This window comes from Mucilaginibacter antarcticus (genome assembly GCF_042686155.1).
Taxonomy (GTDB): domain Bacteria; phylum Bacteroidota; class Bacteroidia; order Sphingobacteriales; family Sphingobacteriaceae; genus Mucilaginibacter; species Mucilaginibacter antarcticus.
Genome location: NZ_JBHUON010000014.1, coordinates 78,306 through 95,878 on the forward strand (window position 1 = coordinate 78,306; position 17,573 = coordinate 95,878).

General features: G+C 42.8%; 15 protein-coding genes. 8 read left to right on the forward strand and 7 right to left on the reverse strand.

Going from position 1 to position 17,573, the window contains the following annotated elements; translation table 11 throughout:
* Window positions 1-4 precede the first annotated feature (4 nt).
* From ACFSYC_RS12550 to ACFSYC_RS12565, 4 genes are all read left to right on the forward strand, one after another.
* Entirely contained in the window at window positions 5-1,387 is a 1,383-nt protein-coding gene (locus tag ACFSYC_RS12550; RefSeq protein WP_377127989.1) for an NAD-dependent succinate-semialdehyde dehydrogenase, read from the forward strand.
* Between the two features lie 132 nt (window positions 1,388-1,519).
* On the forward strand, window positions 1,520-2,194 hold the full coding sequence (locus ACFSYC_RS12555; RefSeq protein WP_377127992.1) for an HAD-IA family hydrolase: 675 nt from the start codon (window positions 1,520-1,522) through the stop codon (window positions 2,192-2,194).
* 596 nt (window positions 2,195-2,790) lie between these two features.
* Window positions 2,791-4,041, forward strand: coding sequence for a cation:proton antiporter (locus ACFSYC_RS12560; RefSeq protein ID WP_377127994.1), 1,251 nt, complete (start codon window positions 2,791-2,793; stop codon window positions 4,039-4,041).
* 134 nt (window positions 4,042-4,175) lie between these two features.
* Window positions 4,176-4,436 (forward strand): DUF2061 domain-containing protein, encoded by a 261-nt coding sequence (locus ACFSYC_RS12565; RefSeq protein WP_377127997.1) that lies wholly within the window; start codon window positions 4,176-4,178, stop codon window positions 4,434-4,436.
* Between the two features lie 14 nt (window positions 4,437-4,450).
* On the opposite strand, the gene ACFSYC_RS12570 is transcribed toward ACFSYC_RS12565, so the two are convergent.
* The 4 genes from ACFSYC_RS12570 to ACFSYC_RS12585 are packed head-to-tail and all read right to left on the reverse strand — an operon-like array spanning window position 4,451 to window position 10,524.
* Window positions 4,451-6,463: a copper-translocating P-type ATPase gene (locus ACFSYC_RS12570; RefSeq protein WP_377128000.1), complete on the reverse strand. Its 2,013-nt coding sequence runs from the start codon at window positions 6,461-6,463 to the stop codon at window positions 4,451-4,453.
* Between the two features lie 20 nt (window positions 6,464-6,483).
* On the reverse strand, window positions 6,484-7,509 hold the full coding sequence (locus tag ACFSYC_RS12575; protein ID WP_377128003.1) for a class I fructose-bisphosphate aldolase: 1,026 nt from the start codon (window positions 7,507-7,509) through the stop codon (window positions 6,484-6,486).
* The gene (locus ACFSYC_RS12580) at window positions 7,506-9,896 is read right to left on the reverse strand and encodes a phosphoketolase family protein (protein WP_377128005.1); all 2,391 of its coding nucleotides are present in this window, start codon (window positions 9,894-9,896) and stop codon (window positions 7,506-7,508) included. The genes ACFSYC_RS12575 and ACFSYC_RS12580 overlap by 4 nt, the downstream gene beginning before the upstream one ends.
* 46 nt (window positions 9,897-9,942) lie before the next feature.
* Complete coding sequence (locus ACFSYC_RS12585) at window positions 9,943-10,524, reverse strand: hypothetical protein (RefSeq protein ID WP_377128008.1); 582 nt, start codon at window positions 10,522-10,524, stop codon at window positions 9,943-9,945.
* Between the two features lie 640 nt (window positions 10,525-11,164).
* Between ACFSYC_RS12585 and ACFSYC_RS12590 the strand changes: the two genes are divergently transcribed.
* Genes ACFSYC_RS12590 through ACFSYC_RS12600 form a run of 3 tightly spaced genes read left to right on the forward strand, consistent with a single transcriptional unit; the run spans window position 11,165 to window position 13,761 of the window.
* Window positions 11,165-12,160, forward strand: a complete 996-nt coding sequence (locus ACFSYC_RS12590; protein ID WP_377128011.1) for an NADP-dependent oxidoreductase — start codon at window positions 11,165-11,167, stop codon at window positions 12,158-12,160.
* A gap of 24 nt (window positions 12,161-12,184) precedes the next feature.
* On the forward strand, window positions 12,185-12,868 hold the full coding sequence (locus ACFSYC_RS12595; protein ID WP_377128014.1) for a type 1 glutamine amidotransferase domain-containing protein: 684 nt from the start codon (window positions 12,185-12,187) through the stop codon (window positions 12,866-12,868).
* A 50-nt stretch (window positions 12,869-12,918) separates the two neighbouring features.
* Window positions 12,919-13,761 (forward strand): SDR family NAD(P)-dependent oxidoreductase, encoded by an 843-nt coding sequence (locus ACFSYC_RS12600; protein WP_377128017.1) that lies wholly within the window; start codon window positions 12,919-12,921, stop codon window positions 13,759-13,761.
* 156 nt (window positions 13,762-13,917) lie between these two features.
* On the opposite strand, the gene ACFSYC_RS12605 is transcribed toward ACFSYC_RS12600, so the two are convergent.
* From ACFSYC_RS12605 to ACFSYC_RS12615, 3 genes are all read right to left on the reverse strand, one after another.
* Window positions 13,918-14,904, reverse strand: coding sequence for a zinc-dependent alcohol dehydrogenase family protein (locus tag ACFSYC_RS12605; protein WP_377128020.1), 987 nt, complete (start codon window positions 14,902-14,904; stop codon window positions 13,918-13,920).
* 98 nt (window positions 14,905-15,002) lie between these two features.
* The gene (locus ACFSYC_RS12610; RefSeq protein WP_377128080.1) at window positions 15,003-15,269 is read right to left on the reverse strand and encodes a BON domain-containing protein; all 267 of its coding nucleotides are present in this window, start codon (window positions 15,267-15,269) and stop codon (window positions 15,003-15,005) included.
* 80 nt (window positions 15,270-15,349) lie between these two features.
* On the reverse strand, window positions 15,350-15,649 hold the full coding sequence (locus tag ACFSYC_RS12615; protein WP_377128023.1) for a BON domain-containing protein: 300 nt from the start codon (window positions 15,647-15,649) through the stop codon (window positions 15,350-15,352).
* A gap of 221 nt (window positions 15,650-15,870) precedes the next feature.
* Between ACFSYC_RS12615 and glgP the strand changes: the two genes are divergently transcribed.
* Window positions 15,871-17,571, forward strand: coding sequence for an alpha-glucan family phosphorylase (glgP, locus tag ACFSYC_RS12620; RefSeq protein ID WP_377128026.1), 1,701 nt, complete (start codon window positions 15,871-15,873; stop codon window positions 17,569-17,571).
* The last annotated feature ends 2 nt before the right edge of the window (window positions 17,572-17,573 follow it).

A 17,573-nucleotide genomic window follows, 5' to 3' on the forward strand; every position in this document is an offset into this window, starting at 1 on the left:
AATCATGTCTATACAAACCATTAATCCCTACAATAACAAGGTTGTAAAATCTTTTGAAGAAATGAGTGATAAGGCAGTTGAGGCTGCAGTAGCACAAGCCGAAAAGGCTTACACCAGCTGGCGTAAAACCAGTTATGAACAGCGGGCAGTTGTGCTCCATAAAGTAGCCTCGCTGATGAGGGAGAAAAAAGAACAGTTGGCAACCCTCATCACGCTGGAAATGGGCAAATTATTTGCACAGGCCGAGGCGGAAGTAATATTAAGTGCCGATATTATCGACTATTATGCTAAACATGCCAAAAAATTCCTTGGCGACAAACATTTAAGCCCTGAACATGGCAAAGCGTTGATACGGCACAGTCCGATCGGCGTGTTATTTGGTGTCGAGCCCTGGAATTTCCCATTATACCAGGTAGCCCGGTTTGCGGCACCTAATATTATGATCGGCAATACCATTTTGGTTAAACATGCATCCATCGTTCCACAATGCGGCATTGCTATCGAGGACTTATTTAAAGAAGCAGGTGCACCTGCCGGACTTTATACGAATTTATTGATATCAGGTAAGCGGGCATCTTCATTAGTTTCGGATGAAAGAATAAAAGGTGTATCCCTTACCGGAAGTGAAGAAGCCGGTGCCAGTATAGCTGCCGAAGCCGGGAAGCATTTGAAAAAATCTGTGCTTGAATTAGGCGGAAGTGATGCATTTATTATCCTGGAAGATGCGGATATTGATAAAGCCGTGGAATGGGCTGTGGTAGGCCGGTTAAATAATAACGGGGAATGCTGTGTAGCATCCAAACGATTTATCGCTGTTGAATCTATAGCAGATGAATTCCTGAGCAAATTTAAAAATAAGCTATCAGCAATTATTGTTGGCGATCCCATGGATCCGAAAACACAACTGGGCCCTTTAAGCAGCGAGGCCGCCGCGATACAATTAGCAGGCCAGGTTGATAAAGCCGTTGCCGAAGGTGCAAAAATAGTTCTTGGAGGGAAGAGGCCAGACCGTCCCGGAGCATTTATGGAACCAACGATTTTAACCGATATTAAACCCGGTATGGCGGTTTATCATGAAGAGTTATTTGGGCCCGTGGCCGCTTTCTATCGTGTTAAGGACGAGCAGGCCGCTATAGACCTGGCGAACGATTCTCCTTTTGGCCTGGGAGGATCTGTATTCACGAAGGACATTAAACGGGGTGAGCATGTAGCAGACCAAATAGATACCGGAATGGTGTTTATCAACCATCCGACCTGGACACAGGCTGACCTTCCTTTTGGCGGCACCAAGCGTTCGGGATATGGCCGTGAGCTTTCTGAGTTGGGAATTGACGAGTTTGTAAACAAAAAACTTATCCGCACCAGTGCGCTTTCAGATCCTTTTTAGAATTAGTTAGCATCAGGCTGTTTGAGAAGGTATTTCTTAGCGCTCTTAATGCTGGGAAATACCTTTAATGATTTAATCTATTGGATATAGGCTTACAAGGCTGTTCGATGCGTACTTATAGAAACTTAAATAATGAGCACAGAAGATGAAGAACAGGAAAAAGGGATTCGAAAACCAACTTCCGGGTTCGAAATAACTACTCTATTTCTTGATATCGGCGGAGTATTGCTGACAGATGGATGGAACCGCGAATCGCGCCAAAAAGCGGCCCGGCATTTTGGTCTTGATCATATGGATATGGAGGACCGACATCACCTGATGTTCGAAACCTACGAGCTGGATAAGATTAAAACAGATGAGTATTTACAACGGATGGTCTTCTATAAAGAACGTTCTTTTACGCCGGATGAATTTAAAACATTCATGTTTAGCCAGTCTAAGGCTTTGCCGGAAATGATTGCGTTTATCGTTGCGCTCAAAAAGCAATATGGTTTAAAAATAATTGTGGTTAGCAACGAGGGGCGGTATCTGAATGAACGCAGAATAAAAGAATTCGGCTTGTTTGAATTTGTTGACTTTTTTGTTTCTTCCTGCTTTGCACATTTGCGCAAACCTGATGCCGATATTTTTAAACTTGCCCTTGATGGCTCGCAGGTTGCACCTCAATGTATTATTTATATTGATGATCAGCCAATGTTTGTAAGGATTGCTCAGGATTTAGGTATTAACGGCATTCACCATACCAATTTTAACTCGACAGTTTTAAAACTCAAAACATTCGGATTGGTGCTGACTGGTAAAAACTAATCGCATCAAAGTGTTTCATAGAGAATATGCCGGTGATGTGAGAAAAGAATGAACATTAACAAATTATAAAAGATACAACTATGCGTTTAAAATGATTGCAGCCAATTGGAAAATGAACATGGAATATTAGCAGGGGATTGATCTGTTTAAGGAGGTTATTAATAGGCTAGGCCCGGAATTTAAGGGCAATCAGGAAATAGTAGTTTGCAGTCCCTTTATACATTTGCATGCCTTGGTTGAATTATCAAAAGGTCCTGCAAAAATGTCTGTCGGTGCCCAAAAAGGCCGATATTGACGGTGGTTTAATAGGTGAAAACACCCGAATTTGCAAATATAATACTGCCCATTAATTAATTAGCAACAGGTTGAATTCTTTGATTTTCTCAGATTATTCATTTTTTACTTAAAGATACATTAGCCAAACAATATAACACGCCCCCATTCATTATTCAACGTTCGTCACTATAGTAATGCTCAACCATTTAACGAACCAGGCATATTACGGATCAATAGCATGTTTTGAATGGCGTTCTATTTTCAATAATCATCAAGATATTATTCTACTAGCCTTATCCATAAACGTATAGGTTTTTACCATGAATATTAATGAAATTCTAACTATAACTATAGTGTTGGCTGCTTTATTTGCCTACATCAATCATAGGTGGATCAAGTGGCCGCCAACTATTGGTATAATGGTTCTATCATTATTAACGTCTCTCCTATTGGTTGCTTTTGTTGGTTCACGATCAATCTTATCCCTAAAAGCCATTCAACTCGTATCCTCAATTGATTTCCAGGATGTGTTGATGAATTTTATGCTGAGCTTTTTGTTATTTGCCGGCGCAATACATATAGATGCTCATAAGCTACAAAAAGAGAGATGGCCAGTGATCATTTTAGCAACAATAGGTACTCTTATATCTACGTTCCTGGTTGGCGGTATGGTATGGTACCTCTTCATTTTGTTCAATTTTCCGATTCCATTTATTTACTGCCTGCTTTTCGGGGCATTAATTTCACCTACTGACCCCATCGCCGTTTTGGGAATACTTAAAGAAGCAAAAATCCCTTCTTCGCTTAAATTAAAAATCTCGGGTGAATCTTTATTTAACGATGGTGTAGCAGTAGTTATATTTATAAGCATTGCCGATGTAGCACGCTCTGGCAACTTTTTAGCCGTAGACATTGGAAAGTTGTTTTTACAGGAGGCCGTCGGAGGATTGTTGTTTGGGTTTCTGCTGGGATACCTCGGCTATTGGGCATTGGAGTCCATTGATGACTACAAAGTAGAAGTATTAATGACATTGGCCATCGTAATGGGAGGATATTTTATTGCTGGCCACTTACACGTTTCTGGCCCACTTGCGATGGTAGTATCAGGAATTATTATAGGCAATAAAGCTAAAAAAGAAGGAATGTCCCGACTGACGCGTGATTATCTTGGGAAATTTTGGGAAATGATTGACGAGATATTGAATGCTATTTTATTTCTTCTTATCGGCTTCGAAATGCTGGTTATTAAAATCACATCTCCTGTATTTATTGTCGGATTAATAAGTATAATTATTGTTCTTTTGGCAAGATGGATATCGGTCTTGATCCCCGTTTTTTTATTGAGATATAAATTAAGGTTTGAAAAACATGCAGTTGCAATCCTTACGTGGGGAGGGCTTAGGGGCGGTATTTCGGTCGCCCTTGCGTTATCTTTAGGCAAAAACATGTATCGTGATGAATTTGTGCTCGTCACTTATATAATTGTGGTCTTTTCAATTTTGGTACAGGGTTTAACAATAGGTAAACTAACAAAGAAATTGTTATCCAAAAGCACCAAAATTAAATCATGAATAAAAATGAAATCGGCGATTACCGTTCAATGTGTGAATAATGTAACTTTTAAGACAAGTTATGTAATCTTCTATGATTAAAAATCTGAAATTTTGCACTATGCACTTAAAAGTGAACTACCAATACATGTTCCATGATCGAAAAATTGATTCCTCCTGAATACCGCTCCGAAAAAACGCTTAAAAGATCTATTGCAAAAACAATCAGTTACCGGGTGATCGTTGTTGTGCTGGATTTTATCGCAGTTTACCTATTTACCGGAAAATTAAAGACAGCGCTGGGGTTTACTATAGTGAGCAATATCTACACTACCATTATTTATTTCTTCCATGAGCGTATATGGGATAAAATTAAATGGGGCAAAAAAGTCTATGTTAAACCTGTTGAGCAATAATGGGGTTCTAAGTGCTAAATGGTTTTTACTTTTAACAAACTGGCATTGATGGCGACTACTACAGTACTTACGGTCATTAACATAGCGCCAATTGCCGGGCTCAATACAATGCCTTGATTGTATAGCACTCCTGCGGCCAATGGGAGCGCGATCACGTTATAACCCGTAGCCCAAACTAGATTTTGGATCATTTTACGATAGGTAGCCTTGCCAAATAGGATGAGATTGACTACATCATCAGGATTACTGTTTACCAAAACGATCCCAGCGGTGTTTGCCGCTATATCGCTGCCCGAACCCACCGCGATACCAATGTCTGCCTGTGCCAGGGCGGGGGCATCGTTTATCCCGTCACCGGTCATGGCGACAAATTCTCCCTTTGACTGTAATTCTTTGATCTTCGCCAATTTTTGATCCGGCAAAACACCTGCTAAAAAACTATCCATTCCTAAAATTTTACTCACACCCTCCGCTACTTTAGTATTATCGCCTGTAAGCAAGATGGATCGGATGTTGTTTTCCTTTAACTTTTTAATGGCTCCGGCGGATTCCGGTCTGATCTTATCGGATAAGGCGATATAACCTGCAAGCGCTTTATCAATAATTACAAAAACAACCGTCTCCGTATCGTTAGATTTAAAGTCATCGGGAACATCGATGTGTTTTTCTTTCAGATAACCGGGACTAACAACCAGTACCTTTTTGCCTTCAACCATCGCTTCAACACCTTGCCCGGTAATAGCTTTAAAGTTTTCGGTCGATGGGGCAGTTATTTTAAGGTCAACTGCTTTTTGCAAAATCCCTGTCGCAATGGGGTGTTCTGATTTTTGCTCCAGCGCCGCCGACAGCCGGATGATATCATTTTCCTTAAGCTCTTTATTTAAGGACACTACTTTCGATACTTCAAATTTTCCGATAGTTAACGTTCCGGTTTTATCGAATACAACCGTAGTTATTTTCCGTGAATTTTCAAATGCTGTCCGGTCTTTGATCAACAGGCCATTTTTGGCAGATAAGGCGGTTGATTTGGCAACCAATAATGGCACAGCCAGCCCTAACGCATGTGGACAGCATATCACAATAACCGTCACCATCCTTTCCATCGCAAATGCCAATGGATGTCCCGTCAGATACCAAAACAAAAACGTGGTAATACCAGTCCCTAAAGCTATAAAGGTCAACCATTTGGCGGCAGTATCTGCCATTAATTGCGTTTTAGATTTTGAATTTTGGGCATCATCGACCAATTTGACTACCTGTGACAAATAAGAATCCTTTGCCGCGTGCGATACCGTAACTTTGAAGGAACCGTTGCCGTTAATTGATCCGGCAATAACTTTATCGCCTTTGAGTTTTTTAACCGGCTTTGACTCCCCGGTGAGCATTGATTCATTGATATAACTTTCACCTTCGGCGATGATGCCGTCAGCCGCCACTTTTTCTCCGGGCTTAATAACAATAACATCTCCTTCTTTCAGCGTATCTGTTGTCACATCGTGTACCTTTCCGTCTTTTTCCAGGTGCGCATCGGCAGGCATGAGCTGTATTAACAATTCCAGGTCTTTTGATGCACCCATTATAGAGCGCATTTCAATCCAATGCCCCAAAAGCATGATCAGGATAAGCGTATCCAACTCCCAGAAAAAATCCATCCCTTTTAGCCCAAAGACAATGGCTACGCTATAGGCGTAAGCAACGGTGATAGCAAAGCCCACCAAAAACATCATGCCCGGATTTTTACTTTTTATTTCTTCTATAAGGCCTTTGAAAAAAGGCCAGCCTCCATAAACAAAAACAATTGTAGCGAGTACAAATAAAATATAAGAAGAACCATTGAACGACCAGTTTACCCCAATGAAGTGCTGGATCATTGTGGATAAAAGCATGATCGGCATGGTGAGAACCAGCACTGCGTAAAAGCGTTTCTTAAAATCTGCTATCATCATCGCATGGTGATCATGTCCGTTCATCTGCATGTGGGGATCCGCCTTACCGGATTGTTTATCTGCTGAATGTTGATGTTCCATATTTTATAAAGGAGTGATTGTTAAACTATGTTTTCCATTGCATTGTTATAATTACCCATACAAGCCGCCCGGTTACAGTTGGCACGATGGTATAATGCTTCTTGAGCCGCCGGGATGTTTGAATTATCCCCACGCCATATTTCTAAAGCTGGTTGCTGCAAAGCACGGCCAAACGAAAACGTAAGCGTCCAGGGAAGAACTGCCTTGTATTGCTTATTCATCTGATCAAGGCGGGCCGATGCGAGTTCTGCAGATTGTCCGCCTGATAAAAATGCGATGCCCGGAACTGCCGCAGGTACAGCCCCTAACAAAAATTTCACAGTGCTTTCAGCCACTACGTTTTCAGGATCTTGAACCTTTGCCGCTAACCCCGGCAATAGCATGTTAGGTTTAAGTAACATTCCTTCGAGGGAAACATGCTGTTTATAAAGTTGGTCAAAAACGGTGTAGATTACTTCTTTCGTTACCGCAAGGCATTTTTGTAGGGAATGTGCGCCATCCATCAGCACTTCAGGCTCCACTATAGGAACCAATCCCGCTTCCTGAGATATTGCAGCATATCGGGCCAGTGCATGTGCATTGGCTTCGATGCACCCACGACTGGGGATGTTGCTGCCAATCGCCATCACCGCCCGCCATTTGGCAAACCGTGCACCCATTTCACTATAATCAGCAAAGCGCGCACGCAAGCCGTCGAGCCCTTCGGTTACCTTCTCGCCAGGAAAACCAGCCAGCGGTTTGGACCCCATGTCTACTTTGATGCCAGGAATAATGCCCCCATCTAACAGGACTTTAATAAATGGGGTTCCATCTGTTTTTTTCTGCCTGATGGTCTCATCAAACAAGATAGCCCCACTGATGCTTTCGCCAAGGCCCGGCGTAGTTACGATCATTTCGCGGTAGCTGCGCCGCATTTCAACTGTTTGCGGTATGCCGAGTGCTGCAAAACGTTTATTGCAGGTTCCCACGCTTTCATCCATAGCCAGCAGGCCCTTGTTGTTTGCAACAAGGGCCTGGGCAGTATTTATCAATTGTTCAGTAATCATTTGCTATTATTACTATTCCATTTCCAATTTAGAATTTCCGGCATATCCATGCCGTGAGCGTTGATAAAATGCTTATGTTGTATCAGCTTATCTTTCATCATTTGCTTCAGATAATCGCCTTTGGCGCCAAGATGAGGTACACGGTCAATCACATCCTGCACGAGGTGAAACCTGTCCAGGTCATTCTGTACCCGCATATCAAAAGGGGTGGTTATAGTACCTTCTTCTTTATACCCCCGGACGTGTAAATTGCGATTGGTGCGGCGGTAAGTTAAACGGTGTACCAGCCATGGGTAGCCATGAAAAGCAAAAACAATATGTTTATCCCTTGTAAATAAAGAATCATAATCCTGATCGCTCAAACCGTGCGGGTGTTCACTTGCCGATTGCATTTTCATCAGATCGACAACATTAACTACACGTATTTTTAAATCGGGCAAATGCTCGCGCAGGATGGAAACAGCGGCCAATACTTCCAGTGTCGGCGTGTCGCCGCAACAGCCCATCACCACATCCGGTTCCGATTCCTGGTCATTACCGGCCCACTGCCATATGCCAATACCTTCGGTACAGTGGATCACTGCCTCATCGATAGTTAACCATTGCGGCAATGCATGTTTCCCGGCAACAACCACATTTACATAGTTCCTGCTGCGGAGGCAATGATCAAAAACAGACAAAAGACAGTTAGCATCGGCCGGTAAATAAACACGGACGATATCCGCCTTTTTATTAATTACATGATCAAGAAAACCGGGATCCTGGTGTGTAAAGCCATTATGATCCTGCTGCCACACGTGCGAGGCGAGCAGATAATTCAGGGAGGCAATACTCCGGCGCCACGGCAATTCTTTAGTTACCTTCAGCCATTTGGCATGCTGGCTAAACATGGAATCGACAATACGGATAAATGCTTCATAGCTATTGAAAAGACCGTGCCTGCCGGTTAACAAGTACCCTTCTAACCAGCCTTCGCATTGGTGTTCGCTCAGCTGAGCATCTACTATTCGCCCTTCCGGTGCTAAAAACTCATCATATTCGGCTTCCCTGGCATCCCACTGCCTGTTACTTACTTCAAATACGGCGCTTAATAAGTTTGATAATGTTTCATCCGGGCCAAAAACACGGAAATTATCGGGGTTAAGTTCTATGACATCCCGCAGAAATTTTCCTAATACCGTGGTGTCTCCAAGTTGTACAGCGCCCGGCGAAACTACATTCACAGCGTGCAAACGAAAATCGGGCATAAGGAGATCTTTTAATAAAAGACCGCCATTGGCGTGAGGGTTCGCACCCATTCTACGATCCCCTTTCGGAGCAAGTTCTGCCAGTTCAGCCATCAACGCACCCTTTTCATCAAACAACTCCTCCGGTTTGTAGCTTTTCATCCAGCTTTCTAATTGCGCTACGTGATCAGGATGCGCCGCATCCACTAATAATGGCACCTGGTGCGAGCGAAACGTTCCCTCCACATGTAAACCGTCAACCATTTTTGGGCCGGTCCAGCCTTTTGGTGATCTCAAAACGATCATCGGCCAGCGTGGCCGGGTAGTATCATTATTTTCTCTGGCGTTATGTTGGTATGCTTTAATATCTTCGACTGCTTTATCCAATACCCCGGCCATTAGCTGGTGCATGGTTTCCGGATCGTCACCTTCTACAAAGTAAGGTGTCCAACCGCAGCCTTGCAGGAACTTTTCTAACTCCTCGTGTTCAATTCTTGCAAGTAAAGTTGGGTTGCTGATCTTATAACCATTTAAATGAAGAATAGGTAATACAGCGCCATCGGTGACCGGGCTAAGAAATTTATTTGATTGCCACGCGGTAGCCAACGGGCCTGTCTCGGCCTCTCCGTCGCCAATCACACAGGCTACGATCAGGTCAGGATTATCAAAAGCAGCACCAAAGGCGTGGCTAAGCGAATAACCCAATTCGCCGCCTTCATGGATAGATCCCGGTGTGGTTGGTGCAACGTGGCTGGAAATACCACCCGGAAATGAAAACTGGGTAAAGAATTTCTTCAATCCGGCTTCATCTTTGGTAATAGCCGGATAAACCTCGCTCCAGGTGCCTTCCAGGAAAACATTACCCACAATGGCAGGTCCGCCATGTCCGGGGCCAGCCACATAAAACATATTCAGATCGTATTTATTGATAACCCGGTTCAGGTGTACATAAATAAAGTTCTGGCCGGGTGTGGTACCCCAATGCCCCACAACGAGTGGTTTTACATGAGCTAATTTTAACGGTTCTCTCAACAGTGGGTTATCGTACAAATAGATCTGTCCGACAGAAAGATAGTTGGCTGCCCGCCAATAGGCATTCATCTTTTGTAACAGGTCTGGTGCTAATGTTTCAACCACTGGGTTAGTCAATACTGATTCCATTTTTCTCATCTTTATATACAACTATTCTTTCTCTATATTTCCACGATCATTTCATATCGTTTTGAATTTTATTAGCTGTCGATTTCCCAGGTAAATAGATCTGAAAACCGAAGGATAAGTTAAGATTGCTTTGGTACGCCTGGCTACCAAATCCTACCAGTCCATTATACTTCAATAATGTTTCAAGTCCCAGATTCGGAGTGATGAAGTAAGCAAAACCAGGACCCACACTCAGGTTTAGCCCATTCGTGTTTCCTCCGCCGTTACTAACGTTAACGCCGCCAATACCTGCGGTAGCTTCAGCGAAAATGCGCCCATGCTTGAGCACAGCAACATCAGAACCGGTATAATATCTGCCCAAAGCACCCGCACCATAACTGGTGGTCGTATTCGATCCTTTAGCAGTTTGTATACCCAAATTGACATAGCCACCTAAAGCAACATTGTCTTTTATGAACCACGCAGCCTTTGGCGTAATATCCAAACTGAATATTTTAGGGTCGTTAAGACCGAGATTGATATTGGCAAAATTTCCGCCAACCATTACGTTTCCCTTTTGTATCTGTGCGTTGGCTAAAAATACCGTGCTGACTACAGTAGCCATTGTTATAATAATTATCTTTTTCATTTTATGTGTTTTTTCAGTGTTTATTAAAATAGTGAAAATTCTACCCTGCGGTTTTGTTTTCTTGAGTACCGTCCACAATTCGACGTAGTCAAAGTAGTGTTGGAAATTTCTTCGGTGACCGTCCGGGTCACTTGAAGCTGATATTGATTATATTTTCATTGGTTTTTTTATAAGAAAGATGATTAAATAAATAAACGTTTGCTGCGCCCCCCGTAATCAACTTAAACAGCGGCTGAGTTAACACTGCAAAACTCCGCCTTTTACCAAACCGGCTATTATGCAATTCTTTTAATTAATTACATGATTCACACTTTTTTGCATGTTGAAATGTGTGAATCATGTAAGCTATTTCCAAGATTGTGTAATACCTCATCGTTTCGGATTGCTCACCTTTATCATAACTGATAAGTCATCTTTTATAGCTTTTATTAGTGAGAAATATGTAGATCGTACTGAATGAAAAGCGGGAATTTTTTGCAAATGATTGACTTACAAATAATCAGGATGATTGCAACTGATCGAATAGTTACGCAGATCTTATCAATCAATGTCGACGAGAAAAGACTCCTTAATTGAAATATTAGCAGTCAAAATTTACTAAAAAGGCTAATCTCCATTTAAATGTCAATCAATAAAGTATATGAATAAAGTAATTGTGTTATGTAAAAGACCGGTAGGGAAACCCGCCCTTGATGATTTTAAGACAAACATTGAAGATGTGCCGTCAGCAGATGATGGTGAAGTATTGCTAAAAACAACCTATGTTTCAGTAGATCCTTACCTTCGTGGCAGGATGAACGATTCGGAATCCTATATTCCGCCATTTGAATTGGATAAGCCAATACAGTCCGGTATTATCGCAGAAGTCATAGATTCAAATAACACACGCTTTAAAGTCGGTGATTTTGTTTTGGGAAACCTGTTTTGGAAAGAGTACCAGGTGTCTGACGGTAAAGATTTGCGGGTGATACCCAAAGATCCTGCCTACTTAACAGCTTACCTGGGCGTATTAGGTATGACAGGGCTTACCGCATATTTGGGGCTTACGGAGATCGGCTTACCAAAACCGGGCAAAACTTTGGTTGTTTCAGGGGCGGCTGGTGCCGTTGGCAGTATAGTAGGCCAGGTTGGTAAACTGCTGGGATGCAAGGTTATTGGCCTAACGGGGTCGGATGAAAAAGTTCACCTGCTTACATCAAAATTCCATTTTGATGCTGCAATCAACTATAAAACTGCGGCGGATCTGAGCGGGGCAATTAAAGCAGCATGCCCGGATGGGGTTGATATCTATTTTGATAATGTAGGCGGTAAAATATCAGATGATGTTTTGAACAATATCAATAAACATGCGCGTATCCCGTTATGCGGTGCTATTTCATTGTACAATGATGCCGATCCGGTGTTAGGGCCTTATATCCAGCCTGTTCTGGTCAAAAAGAGCGCACTCATACAAGGGTTTATCGTTGGCGATTTTGCCGATCAGTTTGCAGAAGCAACCAAACAATTAACAAGCTGGCTAATGGACGGCAAACTGACCTATCATGAAACCATTTACGAAGGATTTGATCGTATTCCACAAGCTTTCCTGGGGCTGTTTGACGGTAGCAATGAAGGGAAAATGATCGTGAAAATTTAATCCCAAAAAATTATAAAGTCTATTATGAAAGTATTAATGGTACTAACCTCGCATAGCGAATTAGGAACAACCGGCAAGAAAACCGGATTTTGGATAGAAGAATTTGCAGCACCTTATTATGTCCTGGCTGATGCTGGAGCAGAAATAACCCTGGCATCGCCGAAAGGTGGGCAGCCGCCTATCGATCCCAAAAGCGAAGACCCGGACGCGCAGACCGCGGCTACCCGGAGATTTAATGGAGATAAGATCCTAAAAGATAAGTTGGCACAAACCCTTCCGCTCAATACGGTAAATGAAATGCACTATGATGCGGTATTTTATCCCGGCGGGCACGGTCCATTATGGGACCTCGCTAATGATAAAGATTCAATCTCCTTAATAACAGATTTTTATGCGCACCATAAGCCTGTAGCTTTTGTTTGCCATGCACCAGGCGTTTTGATGAAAGTTAAATTAGCCAACGGCAGCCCGCTGGTAAAAGGGAAATCTGTAACCGGGTTCTCCAATACAGAAGAAGAGGCCGTTCAGTTAACTGATGTAGTTCCCTTCCTGGTGGAAAATGAATTGAAGAAATTGGGTGGATTATACAGTAAAGGGCCGGACTGGGGTTCCTATGTCAGGCAAGATGGCTTGTTGATCACGGGTCAAAATCCGGCATCCTCGGAACAAGCTGCTAAATTATTATTAAAGGCCATTAAAAGTGCTTAAAAATCCATTGCTACGAAATCATTGAAAATTTATTCATTAAATCAAGTCCTATGGAAACCATATTGATTACCGGTGCAAATTCAGGTGTGGGCTTGGCCACGGCCACTGCTTTAGCCAGACAAGATAACCGGTTGATCCTATTGGTAAGAAACCAGCAAAAAGCAAATGAGACCAAGGCCAAAATCTTAAAAGCGGCCACTAAAGCTTCACTGGACTTTTACCTGGTAGACCTGACTGACCTGGCTTCGGTCAAAAAAGCGGCAGACGATATCAAAGGGATATACACCAGTATTGACCGGCTGATCAACAATGCCGGCTATTCGCCCGTTGGAATTACTTTTACCAAAGATGGCTATGAAAAATCGTTTGCAGCCAATCATTTAGGGCATTTTGTATTAACGATGAACTTGCTTGGTTTACTTAAAGCTTCAGTCGAGAGCAGGGTGATCAATGTGTCGTCTTCAGCTCATGCCTTTGGCAAGGCGGAGCGATTTTTTAAAAAAAACAACACCAAACTATCAGATATGCAAGCCTATGGTGATGGAAAATTAGCGAACATCTTGTTTACTAAAGGCTTGGTTGCCCATACAAAAGGTACTTCCATTACCGCTTATGCTTTGCACCCCGGTGTGGTGAAAACACGTTTTGGACACGATATGAATGGCTTTTTGAAAATCATATTCACGCTGGCGCGTCCGTTTATGATCTCACCCGAAAAAGGAGCTGCCACTTCAATTTATTTGGCTACCACAGCCATTGAAAACATAAAAAGTGAAAATGGCGCTTATTTCGAGAAATCAAAACCAGCGGCTACTTCAAATAAGGATATTACACCGGAAAATGTTAACAAGCTTTGGGAAAAAAGCCTGGCGGCAGCAAAATATTTTATTTAAGAATGGATGCTGCGGTACCCCTGATCACACTTCTGGTATCATTCTTCAATTGTAAAATAAAGAGTATATAACACGCTTTAGCTGAAAAGTAACAGCCTGGAATGTTTGTGATTGCCTCCCTTTTATATTCTACATCCATTCATGATTTAACCATTGTTACATCACTAACACAGCGGCACCGCTAATATTACCATTGCGAACAGCATCTAAAGCCTCATTGGCCTTTTGCAGCGGGAACAGTGTTGTTTCTGTTTTTATCTTGATTTTTCCCGCAAGCGTAAAGAAGTCGTCGCCGTCTTTGCGGGTTAGATTGGCGACAGAACGGACGGACCTTTCCTCCCAAAGGAGTTGATAGGCAAATGAGGGGATGTCACTCATATGTATTCCGCCACAGACAACAGCGCAACCTCTATCAATGTCCAGTAATGCTTTAGGAATAAGCTGGCCAACAGGGGCGAAAATAATAGCGCCATCTAATATCACTGGCGCGGGCTCACTTGAATTACCTGCCCATGTTGCCCCCATTCTGGTTGCAAATGACTGGGCCTCAAGGTCACCATCCCGTGTAAAAGCATAAATTTTTTTTCCTTCTTGTTTGGCTATCTGTACCAGGATATGTGCAGCTACACCAAAACCATAGAAGCCTATGTGTTTTGCCGCTGGCCCAACCATTTGATAAGAACGGTATCCGATTAAACCGGCGCAAAGTAACGGTGCCGCTGAAGGGTGCCTGTAATGTGGCGCAAGATGAAAGCAGTATTTTTGGAACGCTACGGTATATTCGGCATAACCACCATCGATAGTGTAACCTGTAAAAAGCGCATTTTCGCAAAGGTTTTCCTGATCCTTGAGGCAGTATTTACATTGCCCGCAAGTATAGCCTAACCATGGTACACCAATGAGGTCACCTAATTTTAGTGTGCTTACTCTGCTGCCTACTTTTACAACAGTTCCAACAATTTCATGCCCCATTATCAGCGGAAGTTTGGGAGCTGCAAGTTCGCTGTCCATTATATGCAGGTCGGTGCGGCACACCCCGCAGGCAATGATCCTGATCAGCACCTGCTCATCATTAGGTACCGGCAATGGCATTGTTGTATAAACCAATGGTTGGCCTGCTGCTTCCATTACCATCGCCTGCATCGTTTTGGGCAAGGGAGGTCGACTCTTATACTGTTGGGGAGATTTTCCGGCGTGGTCAGCTGTTTCTATTAATTTCTTGTTTATCATGGTCATGTAACTTATTCAACGATCAATTCATTTTTAATCATTAAAACACCCGGCGCATTCCATGCGATCTTTTCAGCTTCTTCTTTTTGATAGAATGACTGTACTGTGCCGTTAAGCGTTATCATATTCTTAAAAACGGTAACCCGGATTTTTTGATCAACAGTGGCAGCGTACCGAAGTAACGCGTGTTCGATCGTCTTTTTTTCCAATTGCTCTTCTGGCTCAGCGGCTAATAAGAGATTGTTGGTAAAAATCTTGATACCCCTTACGTTACTCATTAATTTTTTAGCGGACTCCTTCTGAAAGTTATAGATCACTTCACCATCAAGGGTCACGTGTCCATCCTCGACCTTAACCGTTAACCGGTCAATTGGAACAAATTCAATTGCAGGGAATCGAGTACCGATTTGGCAATAGCCTCATCACTAACCTCGTCATGGGTACCTAAATTAACGGTCATGTGCTCTGCTATAGCTTTCACGCCAGCAATACTTTTAGTAACAGTTTCAACACGTAACTTATCCAGAAAACTGTGCATTACACCGGATAAGGTTACCAGGCCATCTTGGGCAATTACATCAACCTGCGCGTTTTTCAATAACGGATCCCATTTCAGGGCATCCTGAATGTCTTTTTGTAACTCGCGGTCGTTTTTCATTTATGCAGCATGAATTGATGAAAAGTAAAATTGAGTTTTTAAGAAGTTTATCCGTTACGTAATTCTATGTTTTAGTTACATCATTCACACTTGAATCACCTTGCCCATTGCAAACAATTATCTGTATTTCAATTATTTATATACAATTATTGTGATATATGTCATCAAATCAGCTGACTATCGTCAGTTAGCTTATAAGGTTAAATATTTAGGTTTGGTATATGATTAGCAGCAGAAAAGATTTGTTCGGGTATGAACCAGATCCGGAATATTCATTACCGGTAGCCTATTTTTCCATGGAGTACGCCATCGATCAGGCGTTAAAGATCTACAGCGGGGGCCTTGGGTTTTTGTCGGGATCACACCTGCGAAGCGCCTTTGAGTTAAAGCAGAACCTGATCGGCATTGGAATGTTATGGAAGTATGGTTACTATGATCAGCAAAGGGATAGCAATGGGCTGATGAAACCCGGCTTTGTCGAAAAGGATTACTCATTCCTGCAGGATACCGGAGTGATGTTCACGCTACAGGTTCATAATGCACCGGTGCATGTCCGGGCCTTTCTGCTGAAGCCGGAGATCTTCGGGGCGGCACCGCTTTTTTTGCTCAGCACAGATGTTCCCGAAAATGATGAACAGTCCCGTTCGATCACGCATTGCCTGTACGACGCAAATGAGGCTACCCGGATTGCTCAAAGCATCGTTTTGGGTATTGGCGGTGCCATGCTGCTTGATCAGCTTAATCTTACTCCTGAGATCTACCATCTTAATGAAGGCCATGGGGTAGCATTAAATTTTTACCTTTATGATAAGTATAAAACACTTGAAGATGTACAAAAACGGATTGTCTTCACAACGCATACGCCTGAAAAAGCAGGTAACGAAGAACACAGCTTCGACCTCCTCGACGAGATGTCCTTTTTCTATCACCTCAACAAGCAGCAAGCCCGGATACTTTTAGGCATGGAAGGCGTTAATTTCAATTTTACGCTGGCCGCATTAAAATTTGCCCATAAGGCTAACGGTGTTTCCAAAATGCACGGCGCAGTTGCCAAAAATATGTGGGCGGGAAAGCCCGGAGTATGTGAGATCATATCCATCACCAATGCGCAAAACAAAACTTACTGGGTGGACCCACTGATTGACAGGGCCATAGCTGATCAGGATGAACCGGCTTTCAAAACCCGCAAAACAGCGCTAAAAAAACAACTTTTCAAAATAGTGGCAGACCAGTGTGGTAAACTTTTTGATGAAAACAAGCTTACCATTGTGTGGGCAAGGCGGTTTGCCGGTTACAAACGTGCGGATCTGATCATGCAGGATTGGGAGCGGTTTTTGAAACTCATCAGCAGCACTCAATATCCTGTACAACTGATCTGGGCAGGTAAACCCTATCCGGAAGATTCGGAAGGTATTGATCTGTTCAACAGGATCATCAGTAATGCCAAGCCATTGGCTAACTGTGCCGTGCTGACCGGATATGAACTGGAATTATCGTCATGTTTAAAAAAGGGTGCCGATGTATGGCTTAACAACCCGAGAATGTTCCATGAGGCTTCCGGAACAAGCGGAATGACGGCAGCGATGAACGGAGCCATTAATTTAACTATGCCGGACGGATGGGTTCCCGAATTTGCCAGGGATGGTGAAAATTGTTTTTTGATCCAGCCTGAGATACAGGAACAGCCTGAAAGACAAATAGACAGGCTGGAAAATAACAGCCTTATGGATATATTGGAAAAAACGGTGTTGCCCATTTATTATTCCGACCATAAAAAATGGTTCAATATCCTTACAAAAGCGGCAGTTGATATTAACCCGGAATTTGACTCCGGACGCCTGGCCAGGCAGTATTATGAATTGATGTATAAGGTTTTATTGCCGGAGGAAGTTAAGGAACAGATGCAATTATCTTTCGAGTAATT

Bases quoted from the DNA above. Each gene is read 5' to 3' on its own strand.
- ACFSYC_RS12550 (WP_377127989.1), top strand. From the start codon at position 5: ATGTCTATACAAACCATTAATCCCTACAATAACAAGGTTGTAAAATCT.
- ACFSYC_RS12565 (WP_377127997.1), top strand. From the start codon at position 4,176: ATGATCGAAAAATTGATTCCTCCTGAATACCGCTCCGAAAAAACGCTT.
- ACFSYC_RS12570 (WP_377128000.1), bottom strand. From the start codon at position 6,463: ATGGAACATCAACATTCAGCAGATAAACAATCCGGTAAGGCGGATCCC.
- glgP (WP_377128026.1), top strand. From the start codon at position 15,871: ATGATTAGCAGCAGAAAAGATTTGTTCGGGTATGAACCAGATCCGGAA.
- ACFSYC_RS12585 (WP_377128008.1), bottom strand. From the start codon at position 10,524: ATGAAAAAGATAATTATTATAACAATGGCTACTGTAGTCAGCACGGTA.
- ACFSYC_RS12575 (WP_377128003.1), bottom strand. From the start codon at position 7,509: ATGATTACTGAACAATTGATAAATACTGCCCAGGCCCTTGTTGCAAAC.
- ACFSYC_RS12605 (WP_377128020.1), bottom strand. From the start codon at position 14,904: ATGCAGGCGATGGTAATGGAAGCAGCAGGCCAACCATTGGTTTATACA.
- ACFSYC_RS12590 (WP_377128011.1), top strand. From the start codon at position 11,165: ATGAATAAAGTAATTGTGTTATGTAAAAGACCGGTAGGGAAACCCGCC.
- ACFSYC_RS12615 (WP_377128023.1), bottom strand. From the start codon at position 15,649: ATGAAAAACGACCGCGAGTTACAAAAAGACATTCAGGATGCCCTGAAA.
- ACFSYC_RS12555 (WP_377127992.1), top strand. From the start codon at position 1,520: ATGAGCACAGAAGATGAAGAACAGGAAAAAGGGATTCGAAAACCAACT.
- ACFSYC_RS12595 (WP_377128014.1), top strand. From the start codon at position 12,185: ATGAAAGTATTAATGGTACTAACCTCGCATAGCGAATTAGGAACAACC.
- ACFSYC_RS12580 (WP_377128005.1), bottom strand. From the start codon at position 9,896: ATGGAATCAGTATTGACTAACCCAGTGGTTGAAACATTAGCACCAGAC.
- ACFSYC_RS12610 (WP_377128080.1), bottom strand. From the start codon at position 15,269: ATGAGTAACGTAAGGGGTATCAAGATTTTTACCAACAATCTCTTATTA.
- ACFSYC_RS12560 (WP_377127994.1), top strand. From the start codon at position 2,791: ATGAATATTAATGAAATTCTAACTATAACTATAGTGTTGGCTGCTTTA.
- ACFSYC_RS12600 (WP_377128017.1), top strand. From the start codon at position 12,919: ATGGAAACCATATTGATTACCGGTGCAAATTCAGGTGTGGGCTTGGCC.